Here is a 13,738-nt window from a genome sequence, read left to right as displayed (position 1 = left end):
GATCACATGATGGACCTGGGCGTGAGACGCCGTTCTGTCAGAAATTGTCATGGAACAACCGCCCCCCGGCCCCCTTCTCCAAGACGCTTGCGTCTCGGCCATTGGTTCTACTCCTTTGGTCCCGGTACCGCCCCCCGGCCGTACCCGGACCTGCGCTGCTGACGGCGTGTCGGTGCCTCAGGAGTCGAGATAGGTGAGGACGGCCAGCACCCGCCGGTGATCCCCGTCACTCTGCGACAGGCCCAGCTTGAGGAAGATGTTGCTGACGTGCTTCTCCACCGCACCGTCGCTCACCACCAGCTGCCGTGCGATCGCCGAGTTCGTCCGCCCCTCGGCCATCAGCCCCAGGACCTCACGCTCCCGCGGCGTGAGATGCGCCAGCACGTCCTGCTTGCGGCTGCGGCCCAGAAGCTGCGCGACCACTTCGGGGTCCAGCGCGGTGCCCCCCTCGGCGACCCGGACCACCGCGTCGACGAACTCCCGCACTTCGGCTACCCGGTCCTTGAGGAGATAGCCGACCCCGTGACTGGATCCCGCCAGCAATTCCGTCGCGTACTGCTCCTCCACGTACTGCGACAGCACCAGCACCCCCAGCCCCGGGTGATCACGCCGCAGCCGCACCGCGGCCCGCACCCCCTCGTCCGTGTGCGTCGGCGGCATCCGTACGTCCGCCACGACCACGTCCGGCAGCGCGCCCTCAGCGGCCAGCTCCCCGATGACCTTGATCAGCGCCTCTGCGTCGCCCACCCCGGCCACGACATCGTGCCCCCGGTCGGTCAGCAACCGGGTCAGGCCCTCCCGGAGCAGCACCGAATCCTCGGCGATGACCACCCGCACCCTGTCCTCCACGACTTTCAAGCCCCCACGTTCCGGTGTTTTCCCGCCCCTGCGCCCCCAAGCATCCCAGCATCCGATCCCGCCCGCCCCCAGCCGCCCGGAATAAGAGGCGACACTCCAGAAGGGGGAACCGGTTACGGCAAACGGGGCCCCGGAACACGCCGAAGGGGCGAAGCCGGCCGGCCCTGGTGGGAAACCAGGCCGTACGGCTCGCCCCTCCGACGCCCCCCGGGCGGCGCGGCCGGCGGGTGTCAGTTCCGCCAGGGCAGCTCCGCCGTGATCGCCGTCGGCCCGCCCACCGGGGAGTCGACGACGAGCAGGCCGTCGACCGAGCCGAGCCGTTCCGCCAGGCCCGCCAGCCCGCTGCCCGATTCCGTGCTCGCGCCGCCCTGGCCGTCGTCCGTGACGAGGACCATGATCCGGTCACCCGCATGCCACACGTCCACGATGGCCGCGGACGCACCACTGTGCTTGGAGACGTTCTGTAGCAGCTCGGAGACGGTGAAGTACGCGATGCCCTCGATGGCGGCGGCGGGGCGGCGGTCCAGGTCGACGGAGACCTTGACCGGCACCGTGCAGCGGCCGGCCAGCGAGGTCAGGGCCGGGCCCAGCCCCCGGTCCGTGAGGATCGCCGGGTGGATGCCGCGGGCGAGGTCCCGCAGCTCCTGGAGGGCCACCTTCACCTCGCCGTGCGCCTCCTCCACCATCTTGGCCGCGGCCTGCGGGTCCTCCGCCAGCTTCTCCTTCGCGAGCCCCAGGTCCATGGCGAGCGCCACCAGCCGCGCCTGCGCGCCGTCGTGCAGGTCCCGCTCGATGCGCCGCAGGTCGGCGGCGGCGGTGTCCACGACCACCCCGCGGTCCGTCTCCAGTTCCGAGACGCGCGTGGCGAGCCGGGACGGGCCCAGCAGCCCGTACACCAGGACCCGGTCCACCTGCGTCAGCCCGTGGATCACCCACGGCCCGGCCAGCACCAGCACCAGCCCGAGCCCACTGGCCAGCGCCACCCCGCCGGGGGAGTCCAGGTAGAGGCCGTCACCCCGCCCGTTGCCCCACAGCTGGATGCCCGGCTGGTCGAGATAGGCGGGGAACGTCCACTGCCACAGCGGGTAGAGGAACAGCGACCAGGCCACCGTCCAGAACGTCACCGCCACGGAGAACGCGAACACGGCCCAGGGCATCTGGAGCACGCCGTACAGGAAGTGACGCCAGGAAGTGCCGCTCTTGAGGACCGCGGCGACCCAGCCCATCATCCCCGGCTTGCCGACCCGCAGCGGCTCCGGCGCGTCCACGTCCATGTGCAGCAGGGCGCGCGCACGGACGCGCTCCAGATGCCCCATCCCCCGGCAGCCGATCAGCCCGCCGGCGAGGACGGGTATGCCCAGGAAGGTGACCAGCAGGCCCGCGCCGGTCGCGATCATGGTGATGGCGTAGGTGAACATCACGACCGACACCGGGAGGCTGAGGACGAGGTAGAGGAACTCCCGCCAGGTGCGCCCCGAGAACGGGGCGCGCAGCGCGGCGGGCACGCGCGAGCGTGCGGAACGAGGTTCGTACGCGGTATCCATCATCTCGTCGTCCGTTCTGCCAAGTCCGGGCCGGCCCACTGCCGGCGCCTTCCCGCCCCTTCGGCCACATCCGGCCGAAGCCACTGCCGGCGTCGCCGCTTCCAGTACCTCAAGGCTCGGGGATCGGCGCGGCCCGCACCATGAGGGGCAGCGCAGTCTTCAACCTGGGGTTATCCCCACCCCTTGCCGCCGCCGGCACCCTTACGGCCTCCCCGCGCCCGCTCCCGGCCCGCGCCCTTCCCCTCCCCCTCCCCCTGCTCCCGGCTCCGCCACGGCAGTTCGGCCGTCACCCGCGTCGGCCCGCCGGCCGGCGAATCGAGGACGAACAGCCCGTCCACCGCCCCCAGCCGCTCCGCCAGCCCGGCCATCCCGCTGCCGCCGTCCAGCCGCGCACCGCCCCGCCCGTCATCTTGCACCTGGAGCAGCAGCCGGTCCTGCGCGCGCCAGACCTCCACCCGCGCGGACCGTGCGCCACTGTGCTTGGAGACGTTTTGCAGCAGCTCGGAGACGGTGAAGTACGCGATGCCCTCGATCGCCGGAGCGGGCCGCTCCGCCATGTCCACCTCGACCTCGACCGGCACCGTGCAGCGGCCGGCCAACGAGGACAGGGCCGGGCCCAGCCCCCGGTCCGTGAGGATCGCCGGATGGATGCCGCGGGCGAGGTCCCGCAGCTCCTGGAGGGCGAGTTTCACCTCGCCGTGCGCCTCGTCCACCATCTGCGCCGCCGCGTCCGGGTCCTCCAGCAGCTTCTCCTTCGCCAGCCCGAGCCCCATCGCCAGCGCGACGAGCCGCGCCTGCGCGCCGTCGTGCAGGTCGCGTTCGATCCGGCGCAGGTCGGCTGCGGCCGTGTCGGAAACCGTCGCCCGGTCCGTTTTCAGCTCGGCGATCCGCCGCTCCAACTCGTCCGAGGGCGACAGCAGGCCGCGGACCATCAACCGGTCGGCGTTGGCCAGCCCGCGCGCGATCCACGGCAGGACGGGCCAGGCCACGAAGAGCGAGAGGAGCACCACCGGAAAGGTCAGCAGCGACCAGGGCAGCCGGACGATCGTGTACAGCGCGTGCCGCCACCCGACCGGGTCCTTCAACCGCAGCCACACCCAGGAGAAGAACCCCTGGTCCAACGCCCGCAACGGACTGGGCTCCGCCACCCGTACACCCAGCAGGCGCCGCGCGCGGAACCGTTCCAGCTTCCCGTACTGCCGGCACACCAGCAGCCCCGACGCGAGCAGCGGCAGCCCGACCACGGTGACGGACAGCCCGATACCGGCCACCAGCCAGACCACCATGACGACGAAGGCGGTCACACCCAACGGGAAGTTGGTCAGCAAGTGCGCGATCTCCCGCCACGTCGCGGGGGCGAGCGCGGCACGCGGCGGCGGCAGGGGCTCGTCGGCGTGCCCGTTGACGGACGCCGCGGAACCCCCGCCCGAAGCCGGAGGGCGCCCCTGGCGCCAGTCATGAACGGAACGTGCGGTCATAACCCCCAGCTTGCCGGTCCCCACCCGACCTGACCATGGGGGATGCGGGGGAGGGGGGGTGGGGTTTGCCCTACCCACGAGCTTCGCGACGAGACGGACGCGGGCCGTTATCGTGTCGCGGTGCCACGAGGCGCGGTTCGGGAACTAGTACGGGGGCTTTGGCGGCATGGTGAGCGCTGAGGCTGGGCGGCGCGCGCTCGACGCGCGCGCCTGGCCGTGGGACGAGCGGAGCCGGGTGTGGTCGGCGGTCGGCGCGAGTGTGCTGCTGGCGGTCGTCGCCGGGGTGTTCGCCGGCGACCGGTATGGGACCGGGCAGGCCGGGCTGTGGTCCGGGGCGGCCGCGGTGGTCGCCGCAGCGGCCGGTGCGGCGGCCGGGCCGCTGGCCGGCAAAAAGACGCTGGGGACGGCGCTGTTGCTGGTCGGAGCGGCCCTGGGCACGCTTGCCTCCTGGGAGGCGACCTCGGGAAGTGCCGCACGGCTGGCCGCTGTCGGGCTGACGGTGGCGGCCGCGCTCGCGCTGCTCGGTCTCTGCACGGGGCTAGGGCGGGGCGGGCTCGTCGGCGCGGGAGCCGTCGCGGCCTCGGTCGGCGTGTGGGAGGCGGGGCTGGCGGTCGCGGGGCCGGCGCGTACCGGTGTCGTCGTGGGCCTGCTCTCGGTGCTGGTCCTGGGATACCTGCCGCGGCTCGCACTGATGTCGGCCGGGCTGACACGGCTGGACGACCGGCGCTCCGGCGGCACACCGGTCAGCAGCAACCGGGTTGCGGCGGCGCTGGGCGCCACGCACCGCGGACTCGCGCTCGCGACGGTGGTGGTGGCGGTGTCCGCAGGCGCGGCCGGACTGGTGGCCGCCGGCGGTGTCGCGGACGGACGCGGTACGGCCGACGGCTGGACGGTGGTGGCCGCGGTGCTGCTGTGCGTGGTGCTGTTCTCGCGGGCACGGGCCTACCCGCTGGTCCTGGAGGTCGTAGCGCTGCTGGTGGCCGGCGCGGCGGTGTGCGTACGGCTCGTACTGCTGTGGGCGTCCGGCGGCGGGAACCCGGCTGGTGCACTGACCGTCCTGTGTGCGCTGGTGGTGCTGCCGCTCGTGGCACTCGCGGTACGGCTGCCGGAGCACGTACGGGCGCGCGTGCGAGACCTGGCGAACCTGGTCGAGGCGGTCGGCGTGATGGCACTGATTCCGGTCGCTGTCGGTGCGTTCGGGGTGTACGGCCGCCTGTGGGAGATGTTCTGACCCGTCGGACGGCTGGAAGTGGTCGGTCAGAATGAGTGCCTGACTGGCCTGAGCGGTCGAGTGCCGGTCGGTCTGACGAGGACGGGTGGTGGAGGGGTCATGCCGGGAGAGCCGGGAGAGGCGCGGCGGCAGGTGCTGCCGGGACAGCCGGGTACGGACCGGACGGGCCCCGGGCAGCCCGGGCACGCCGTGCCGCCGATGCCCGGGTACCCGCCGGGAGCGGCGGCGGGTACGGCGATGCCCGCGCCGCAGCCGCCACCCATGGTGATGCCCGCGCCACCCGCGGCGGGCCCTGCGCCGGTGCCGGCGCCCCGGCCCGCCTCCGGCCTCGCCCCCACCCCCGTCTCGGTGCCCCTCCTCCCGCCCGGCCTGGACGGCGTGCAGGCCAAGCCGCGCCACGGCGAATCCGCCGCCCGGCGCGCGGGGCGGGCGTTGCGGCGCGTGTTCGCGTCGTCCGCAGCGGCCGAGACCGAGGCCGTCATGCGGGCCGCGCACGCCATCCAGCAGCCCGTGACCAGCGGGCGGCAGCTCGCCGTCTCCAGCATCCGCGGCGGCGCAGGCAAGTCGACCGTCGCCGCTCTGCTGGCCCTCACCTACGCGCACTACCGTTCGGACCCGGTGCTGGCGATGGAGGCCGACCCGGCACTCGGCACGCTGCCGTACCGCCTCGGTGTGCGCGAGGTGCGCTGGTCGAGCGCCGACCTGGCGCAGATCGTCGACCCGTCGATGCTGATCACCGACCTGACGGGCTATCTCCTGCCTTTCACGGGCGGCGGTTGGCTGCTGCCCGGCAGCCAGGGCGCCGTCGGTACGCGGCTGGACATCGAGACGTACCGGATCGTGATGACCTCACTGCGCCGCCACTTCGCGACCACGGTCGTGGACTGCGAGACGCTGCCGGCCGAGGTGGCGCGCACGGCGCTGGTCACCACGCAGGCGCGGGTCCTGGTGACGCCGGCGACGGTCGAAGGCGTACTGGCCACCGCATCCGTGCTGGAGTGGATGGCCGGGGTGCACCGCGGCCTCTTGCCGACCTGCGTCGTCGTGCTGAACCACACGTCACCCGACGGTGGCATCGACGTGCGGAAGGCCGCCGAGCACCTGGGAGGAGGCGGCGCGGCGGTGCTTCCGCTGCCGTACGACCGTCACCTTGCCGGCGGTGGAGCCGTACGCACCGAACTGCTGGGCGAGCGGACGCGGGAGGCGGCGGCGCGGCTCGCCGCGGAGGTGATGGAGCGCGCGGTGTCGCGCGGGCGGGCGAAGGGGCGCGCCGACGGGCGGCCCGCGCCCGGCGGTAGCTGACACGACCGCGCGGCGGGTTCCGGTCAAGGGGCCATGCGGGGGCGAAGTGGGGGCGTTGTGGTCCGTCATGTGACGCGGCTGGTCACGGGGGGCGGGCCAGGGCCTAGACTCCCGTCCGTACAGATCGTCGAAGTCGTTGAACAAGAGCAGTCAGGGAGCGAGGGCGGACGTGCCGGACGCGACCGTACGCACCAGCCTTGCCGCGGACTATTTCCAGGGGTACTCGGTCGTCGGCCTCATCGCCGTGATCGGTGTGCTCTTCGTGGCCGTGGCCTTCGGGGCCGGGCGGCTGCTGCGGCCCGTGGTGCCCACCCCGGAGAAACTGCTCACCTACGAATGCGGCGTGGACCCGGTGGGCGAGGGCTGGGCACACACCCAGGTCCGCTACTACGTCTACGCCTTCCTGTACGTGATCTTCGCCGTCGACTCGATCTTCCTGTTCCCCTGGGCGACGGTCTTCGCCGCTCCCGGCTTCGGCGGGATCACGCTGGTGGAGATGTTCATCTTCCTCGGCTTCCTCGCCGTCGGCCTGCTCTACGCATGGAAGAAGGGCGTCCTGGAATGGACGTGACGCATTCGAAGCCGGCCGCGGCGACGGGTACCCAGCTGCCTGTCGTGTCCGCCGGCGGTGCCGTCGAACAACGCCGGCTGGGCCCGCTCGCCCGCCTGGCCCCCGAACCGATGAAGGTGGTCCTGAACTGGGGCCGCCGCTACAGCCTGTGGGTCTTCAACTTCGGGCTGGCCTGTTGCGCGATCGAGTTCATCGCCGCGTCGATGGCCCGGCACGACTTCATCCGGCTGGGCGTGATCCCGTTCGCGCCGGGGCCGCGGCAGGCCGACCTCATGATCGTCTCGGGCACGGTCACGGACAAGATGGCCCCCGCGGTCAAGCGTCTGTACGAGCAGATGCCGGAGCCGAAGTACGTCATCTCCTTCGGCGCCTGTTCGAACTGCGGGGGCCCCTACTGGGACTCGTACGCGGTCACCAAGGGCGTCGACCAGATCATTCCCGTCGATGTGTACGTACCGGGCTGCCCGCCGCGGCCCGAGGCGTTGCTGCAGGGCATCCTCAAGCTCCAGGAGAAGATCGCCGCCGAGTCGCTGAGGGAGCGGTACGGGAGCGCGAACGGAGCCGGTGCCGGTCACGGTGCCGGCGCGTCCGGACCGTCGACCGGCGCTCTGCGCAGCGAGCTGGTCGCGCCGCCGGCGGCGTCGGATGCGGCGGGCTCGGCGGATGCCGCGGATGCCGCGGAGACCGATGACGGGGAGCCGAAGGGGGCGGGCGGCCGGTGAGCGACGAACAGCCTCTGGAACCGCAGGCCGCGGAGCCGTCGGACGCGGAGCCGTCGACCGGTGCGGCTGAGGGTGTCGCGGCGCCGCCCGTCGGGTGGCTGCCCGGTCCGGCCGAGGAGATCTTCGGGCCCGGCGCGGCGGCGGACGAGGCGTACGGGCTCCTCACCGTGGACGTGCCCGCGGAAGCCTGGCTCCCGGCCCTGACCGCCGCCCGCGACGACCTCGGGTGCAGCTACTTCGACTGGCTGAGCGCGGTCGACGAGCCCGGCACCGGCTTCCGCGTCTGCGCCCACCTCGCCGACGTGGCCAGGCCCGGCACCGTACGGCGGCTGGTCCTGCGCACCACCGTCCCGCACGAGAGTCCCGCCCTGCCCACCGCCATCGGCGTGTACGCGGGCGCGGGCTGGCACGAACGCGAGACGCACGAGATGTTCGGCGTGGACTTCACCGGCCACCCGCACCTCGTACCCCTGCTGCTTCCCGAGAACTTCGAGGGCCACCCGCTGCGCAAGGACTTCGTGCTCGCGGCGCGGGTTGCCAAGGCGTGGCCGGGGGCGAAGGAGCCGGGCGAGTCCGAGCACGGCGGGCCCAAGCGCCGCCAGATGCTGCCGCCCGGCGTGCCCGACCCGAACGAGTGGGGCCCGTTGAAGGGCCAGCTGCCGCCTGCCCCGGCCCGGCCGGCCCGCGGTGCGCGCGCGGCCGGTGGGACCCGTGCGGCCGGTGGGGCGGCAGGGGCCGCAGGAGCCGCGGGGGAGCGGCCGGTCCGGCGTACGCGTACGGCGAGCGCCGGGTCGGCGAGCCAGCAGCCGAGCGCTGCGGATGCGGCGCAGACACCGCCCGCGGACGTGCCGGCTGCCGCCGAGCCGTCGGCTCCGGCCGCCCGGCCGGAGCGCCCCGCCCGCCGGACGCGCAGCGCCAGTCAGGGGTCGGCCAGCCAACAGGCGGCCGGCACGGCGGATGCGGTCGGGCAGGAGCCCGGCCGGCCCAGTCAGCCCAGTCAGTCCGACCAGCCCAGCCAGGGGTCGGCTCAGGAAGCCGGTCAGGAAGCCGGTCAGGAACAGGCCGTTCGTAAGGCGCCCGCCACTCCGGCGTCCTCCGACGCCCCATGGCACCACGCCCGTCCCGCCTTCGAGGACGAGACGAAGCCCGAGCCCGAGACGAAGCCGGAGCCCGAGCCGGAGCCGGAGGATGAAACGGCCGCGGCCCCGGCCCCGGCTCCGGCCGAGAAACCCCGAGCCGCCGAAGGCGACGGCGACGGCACCGGCACCGGCAACGGCACCGGCAGCGCGACAGAAGAAGGCGGGACCAGACCATGAGCGACGCCCTCGACATCGCCCTGCGCCTGATCGCCGTCTTCGTCGCCTTCCTGGTCTTCCCCCTGGTCATCGGCCAGACCGAGCACAAGGTCATGGCCCATATGCAGGGCCGCCTCGGCCCCATGTACGCGGGCGGTTTCCACGGCTGGGCCCAGCTCGTCGCCGACGGTGTGAAGTTCGCGCAGAAGGAGGACGTCGTACCGGCCGGTGCCGACCGGCGCATCTTCCAGCTCGCGCCCGCCGTCGCGCTCCTGCCGTATCTGCTCGTGCTGGTCGCCATCCCGATCGGCCCGGACAACGCGGTCGGGCAGTCACTGGACGCGGGCGTCTTCTTCGTCCTCGCCGTCATGGGCGTGGGTGTGCTGGGCTCGCTGATGGCGGGCTGGGCTTCGGCCAACAAGTTCTCGCTGCTCGGCGGGTTGCGTACGGCCGCGCAGCTCCTCGCGTACGAGCTGCCGATGCTGCTCGCCGCCGCCTCGGTCGCGATGGCCGCCGGAACGCTCTCGCTGCCCGGCATCCTCGACGCCTTCCACTGGTGGTGGGTGCCGTGGCAGATCGTCGGCGGCCTGGTCTTCTTCACGGCGGGGCTGGCCGAGCTGCAACGGCCGCCGTTCGACATGCCGGTCGCCGACTCCGAGATCATCTTCGGCGCGTACACCGAGTACACCGGGCTGCGCTTCGCGCTGTTCCTGCTCGCCGAGTACGCCGGCATCGTCGTGCTCTGCGCCCTGACCTCCGTGCTCTTCCTCGGCGGCTGGCACGGGCCGTTCGGCGCCGACGGCCTCGGCTGGCTGTGGACGCTCCTCAAGACGGCGGTTCTCGCCTTCGGTGTGATCTGGCTGCGCGTCAGCTACCCGCGGCTGCGCGAGGACCAGCTGCAGAAGCTGGCCTGGACGGTGCTGATCCCGCTGGCCCTCGCCCAGATCGCCCTCACCGGCGTCGTCAAGGTGGTGATCTCGTAATGGCCCCGGAGACCTCGCAGAAGAAGTCCGGCTGGCCCGGCAGCGGCCTCGCCAAGGGCCTGGCCGTGACCCTGCGGACGATGACGAAGCGTTCCGTCACCGAGCAGTACCCGGACGTACAGCCCGACCTGGCTCCGCGCACCCGCGGCGTGATCGGGCTGTTCGAGGAGAACTGCACGGTCTGCATGCTGTGCGCGCGCGAATGCCCGGACTGGTGCATCTACATCGACTCCCACAAGGAGACGGTGCCGCCCGCCGCCCCCGGCGGACGCGAGCGCAGCCGTAACGTCCTGGACCGCTTCGCCATCGACTTCTCCCTCTGCATGTACTGCGGTATCTGCATCGAGGTGTGTCCTTTCGACGCGCTGTTCTGGTCGCCGGAGTTCGAGTACGCCGAGACCGACATCCACAACCTGACCCACGAGCGGGACAAACTCCGCGAATGGATGTGGACGGTCCCGGAACCGCCCGCCCTCGACCCCGCCGCCGAGGAGCCCAAGGAGATCGCCACGGCCCGCAAGGCCGCCGACAAACTCGCCGCGCAGGAAGCGGCCGAGCGGCAGGCGGCGCAGGAAGCAGCCCGGGGAGACGCCCCGGACACCGCCCAGGAACAGGAGGGAGGAGCGTGACGCTCGCCGCCGCCAGCCACGGCTTCCTCTCGCCGACCGGGGTGGAGATCGCCTTTCTCCTCGTCGGCCTCGTCACCCTGGGCGCCGCCGTGGTCACCGTCACCACCAAGCAGCTGGTGCACGCCGCCCTGTGGCTGGTCGTCGCCCTCGGCGGCATCGCCGTCGAGTACCTCCTGCTGACCGCCGAGTTCATCGCCTGGGTGCAGGTACTGATCTACGTCGGGTCCGTCGTCGTCCTCCTCCTCTTCGGGCTGATGCTCACCAAGGCGCCCATCGGCCGCTCCCCGGACGCCGACTCGGGCAACCGCTGGGCCGCGATCGCCGTGGCCGCCGCCTCCGCCGCCGCTCTGGTCTGGGTCGTCGTGGACGCGTTCCGTACGACCTGGATCGACCTGGACGGCGCGGTCCAAGGCTCGACAGAAGCCTCCGGGCGCAGCCTGTTCCAGTACTGGGTGCTGCCGTTCGAAGCGCTCTCCGTCCTCCTCCTCGCCGCCCTCGTCGGCGCGATCGTGCTCTCCCGCAAGAACGGCGACAGCGAGCAGGCCGACGGAGGTAAGCAGGCCGGCGGCGGCAAGCGGGCCGGCGCCCGCATGCAGGCCGGCGCCCGCATGCAGCCTGGCGCTCGCCAACAGCCCGGCTCGCGCGAACAGTCCGGTGACCGCGTACGTCTCAGAGAGGACCAAGGCTGATGCACCTCGCCTATCCCGCCGTCCTCGCCGTCCTCCTGTTCTGCGTCGGCCTGTACGGCGTCCTCGCCCGCCGCAACGCGATCCTGGTCCTGATGTCCGTCGAGCTGATGCTCAACGCCGTCAACCTCAACCTGGTGGCGTTCGACGTCTGGCTGCGCGACAAGCTGCACGCCGGCCAGGCGCTCACCCTCTTCACCATCGCCGTGGCCGCCGCCGAGATCGGCATCGGCCTGGCGATCGTCCTGCTCGTCTACCGCAACCGCGGCAGCTCGGACGTGGACCGCCTCCGCGACCTCGCCGAACGCCCGGACGGCACGGACCCGAACGATGACCTCACCGGCGGTACGGACGGTGCCGCCGGCCGGCCGCGGCCGGACCAGCAGGCGGAGGCCGCCGCGTGACGACCACGACCACCGCCGTACTCGTACCCCTCCTCCCCTTCCTCGGCGCCCTCGCGGGCATCCTCCTCGGCCGCCGGGCGCCCGGCTTCGTGCGCCCGCTGGCCATCCTGCCGACCCTCGCCGCGGCCGCCCTGGCCGTCGTCGTGGCCGTCGCCCAGGGCGGTGGCGCCGGTGCGGGGAAGGCCCCGGTGGAGGCCGCGACCCGGCTCACCCCCACCGGCTCGGTCCCCATCGACCTCGCCCTGCACATCGACGGCTTCGCCGCCCTCGTCGCCGTCCTCGTGGCCGTCGTCGCCTGCTGCGTACAGCTCTACTCCACCGGCTACCTGCGCGACGACCCGCGCTATCCCTCCTACGCCGCCCTGGTCTCCCTCTTCACCGCCGCGATGCTGCTGGTCGTCTACTCCGGCGACCTGATGGTGCTGCTGGTGGGCTGGGAGATCATGGGCATCTGCTCGTACTTCCTGGTCGGCCACTACTGGGAGACCGAAGCCGCCCGCGCCGCCTCCCTCAAGGCGTTCCTCGTCACCAAGCTGGGCGACGTCCCCTTCCTGTTCGGCCTCTTCGCGCTCGCCGCCGACGCCGGTACGTTCCGCATCACCGGCATCCTCAAGACCGTGGCCGTCGGCGGCCTGGACCACCCCACCCTCGTCGCGCTGCTGCTCCTGGCCGGTGTCGCGGGCAAGTCGGCCCAGTTCCCGCTGCACACCTGGCTGCCCGACGCGATGGCGGGCCCGACCCCGGTCTCGGCCCTCATCCACGCGGCCACCATGGTCGCCGCCGGCGTCTACTTCGTCGCCCGTCTCCTCCCCGTCTTCGCGGCCTCCGCCACCGCGATGGTCGTGCTCGCCGTCATGGCGGCGGTCACCATGGTCGGCTCCGGCCTGGCCGCCCTGGCGCAGGACGACATCAAGCGCGTACTGGCCTATTCGACGGTCGGCCAGCTCGGCTACATGACCGGCGCCCTGGCCGTCGGCGACCGCGGGGCCGCCGTCTTCCACCTCCTGTCGCACGGCGCCTTCAAGGCGCTCCTCTTCCTCGGCGCCGGCGTGATCATCCACGCCGCCGGCACCAACTCGCTGGCCGCCATGTCGCGGATGCGCGGCCTGGCCCGGCGCGTCCCCGACGCCTACTGGACGTTGACGGTGGCGCTGCTCGCCCTCGCCGCCATCCCCCCGTTCGCCGGCTTCTTCTCCAAGGAAGCCGTCCTGGGCGCCGCCGAACACGCCGCCACCGGCCACGCGACGGCCTCCGGCACGCTCACCGCCGTTCCCACGGCGGCCGGCTGGACCGTACTGGTCGCCGGCCTGCTCACCGCCCTCCTCACCGCCGGGTACGCGACCCGCCTGTGGCTGCTGGCCTTCCACGGCAAGGGCCCGGAACCCGCCCCCGACCACGGCAAGCAGCCGCTCGTGATGAACACCGTCCTGTGGGTGCTGTTCGTCCCCACCCTCGTGCTGGGCCTGGCCACCCCCGTCCTGCCCGACTGGTTCGACGGCCGGTCGCTGGCCCCGACCCTGGCCACCTCCGTCGTGGGCACCGGCATCGCCCTCGTCGGCGCCCTGGTCACCTACGGAGCCTGGCGGCACACCACGGCCCTCGCGGCCCGCGTCCCGCTCGGCGCGGTCGCCGTCGCCCCGGACGCCGCCCCCGCGGACTCCGAGGAGAAGGCCATCGCCACCCACGCCGCCGCGTACGGCGACAACGCCGGCGCCCCGGACCCCGCCGACCCCGGTCGCCTCCTCCTGGGCCCGCTGCACCGCCACGCCGCGCTCGGCTTCCGCCTGGACGCCGTCTACACCGCGCTGTTCGTCCGGCCGGTACGCGCCGGCGCGCGGCTCGTACGCTTCCTCGACCGCGAGGTCGTCGACACGTACGTACACGGCGCCGGCACCGCCCCCCGCTGGCTGGGCGCCGCCGTCCGCCGCGCCCAGACCGGCAATGTGCAGACCTACCTGGGCGCGCTGCTCGCGGGCTCGTTCGTCCTGGCCGTCGCCGTCGTCCTCGTCGCTACGGGCACGGGAGCCTGACCGTG

General features: G+C 73.0%; 13 protein-coding genes. 10 read left to right on the top strand and 3 right to left on the bottom strand.

Annotation, left to right across the window (positions count from 1 at the left end; all coding sequences use genetic code 11):
- Window positions 1-177 precede the first annotated feature (177 nt).
- From ACH4OW_RS20155 to ACH4OW_RS20145, 3 genes are all read right to left on the bottom strand, one after another.
- Window positions 178-837, bottom strand: a complete 660-nt coding sequence (locus ACH4OW_RS20155; protein WP_360125010.1) for a response regulator transcription factor — start codon at window positions 835-837, stop codon at window positions 178-180.
- A 251-nt stretch (window positions 838-1,088) separates the two neighbouring features.
- Entirely contained in the window at window positions 1,089-2,402 is a 1,314-nt protein-coding gene (locus ACH4OW_RS20150) for a sensor histidine kinase (RefSeq protein ID WP_398029499.1), read from the bottom strand.
- A 170-nt stretch (window positions 2,403-2,572) separates the two neighbouring features.
- Window positions 2,573-3,880 carry a sensor histidine kinase gene (locus tag ACH4OW_RS20145; RefSeq protein ID WP_398029315.1) on the bottom strand — a complete coding sequence of 436 codons (1,308 nt, stop codon included), beginning with the start codon at window positions 3,878-3,880 and terminating at the stop codon, window positions 2,573-2,575.
- Between the two features lie 166 nt (window positions 3,881-4,046).
- Here ACH4OW_RS20145 and ACH4OW_RS20140 point away from each other — a divergent pair, with 166 nt between their 5' ends.
- The 10 genes from ACH4OW_RS20140 to ACH4OW_RS20095 all read left to right on the top strand — a co-directional run bounded on the left by ACH4OW_RS20140 (window position 4,047) and on the right by ACH4OW_RS20095 (window position 13,733).
- The gene (locus ACH4OW_RS20140) at window positions 4,047-5,111 is read left to right on the top strand and encodes a secretion protein snm4 (protein WP_398029313.1); all 1,065 of its coding nucleotides are present in this window, start codon (window positions 4,047-4,049) and stop codon (window positions 5,109-5,111) included.
- Between the two features lie 99 nt (window positions 5,112-5,210).
- Window positions 5,211-6,413: a hypothetical protein gene (locus ACH4OW_RS20135; protein WP_398029311.1), complete on the top strand. Its 1,203-nt coding sequence runs from the start codon at window positions 5,211-5,213 to the stop codon at window positions 6,411-6,413.
- 169 nt (window positions 6,414-6,582) lie between these two features.
- Window positions 6,583-6,984, top strand: coding sequence for an NADH-quinone oxidoreductase subunit A (locus tag ACH4OW_RS20130; protein ID WP_360124610.1), 402 nt, complete (start codon window positions 6,583-6,585; stop codon window positions 6,982-6,984).
- Complete coding sequence (locus ACH4OW_RS20125) at window positions 6,975-7,706, top strand: NADH-quinone oxidoreductase subunit B (RefSeq protein WP_398029309.1); 732 nt, start codon at window positions 6,975-6,977, stop codon at window positions 7,704-7,706. Before ACH4OW_RS20130 ends, ACH4OW_RS20125 begins: the two co-directional genes overlap by 10 nt.
- Window positions 7,703-9,022, top strand: a complete 1,320-nt coding sequence (locus ACH4OW_RS20120; protein WP_398029307.1) for an NADH-quinone oxidoreductase subunit C — start codon at window positions 7,703-7,705, stop codon at window positions 9,020-9,022. Before ACH4OW_RS20125 ends, ACH4OW_RS20120 begins: the two co-directional genes overlap by 4 nt.
- Window positions 9,019-9,984 carry a complex I subunit 1 family protein gene (locus ACH4OW_RS20115; RefSeq protein ID WP_360124605.1) on the top strand — a complete coding sequence of 322 codons (966 nt, stop codon included), beginning with the start codon at window positions 9,019-9,021 and terminating at the stop codon, window positions 9,982-9,984. The genes ACH4OW_RS20120 and ACH4OW_RS20115 overlap by 4 nt, the downstream gene beginning before the upstream one ends.
- On the top strand, window positions 9,984-10,613 hold the full coding sequence (locus ACH4OW_RS20110; protein ID WP_360124602.1) for an NADH-quinone oxidoreductase subunit I: 630 nt from the start codon (window positions 9,984-9,986) through the stop codon (window positions 10,611-10,613). Before ACH4OW_RS20115 ends, ACH4OW_RS20110 begins: the two co-directional genes overlap by 1 nt.
- Window positions 10,610-11,302, top strand: coding sequence for an NADH-quinone oxidoreductase subunit J (locus ACH4OW_RS20105; protein WP_398029302.1), 693 nt, complete (start codon window positions 10,610-10,612; stop codon window positions 11,300-11,302). The genes ACH4OW_RS20110 and ACH4OW_RS20105 overlap by 4 nt, the downstream gene beginning before the upstream one ends.
- Entirely contained in the window at window positions 11,302-11,703 is a 402-nt protein-coding gene (gene nuoK, locus ACH4OW_RS20100; protein WP_360124596.1) for an NADH-quinone oxidoreductase subunit NuoK, read from the top strand. The genes ACH4OW_RS20105 and nuoK overlap by 1 nt, the downstream gene beginning before the upstream one ends.
- The gene (locus tag ACH4OW_RS20095) at window positions 11,700-13,733 is read left to right on the top strand and encodes an NADH-quinone oxidoreductase subunit L (RefSeq protein ID WP_398029300.1); all 2,034 of its coding nucleotides are present in this window, start codon (window positions 11,700-11,702) and stop codon (window positions 13,731-13,733) included. Before nuoK ends, ACH4OW_RS20095 begins: the two co-directional genes overlap by 4 nt.
- The last annotated feature ends 5 nt before the right edge of the window (window positions 13,734-13,738 follow it).

It is taken from the genome of Streptomyces sp. NPDC017056, from assembly GCF_044332485.1.
In the GTDB taxonomy this organism is placed as follows: domain Bacteria; phylum Actinomycetota; class Actinomycetes; order Streptomycetales; family Streptomycetaceae; genus Streptomyces.
The sequence above is the reverse complement of the archived record's forward strand: the minus strand, read 5'-3'. Positions and strand labels throughout refer to the sequence as shown.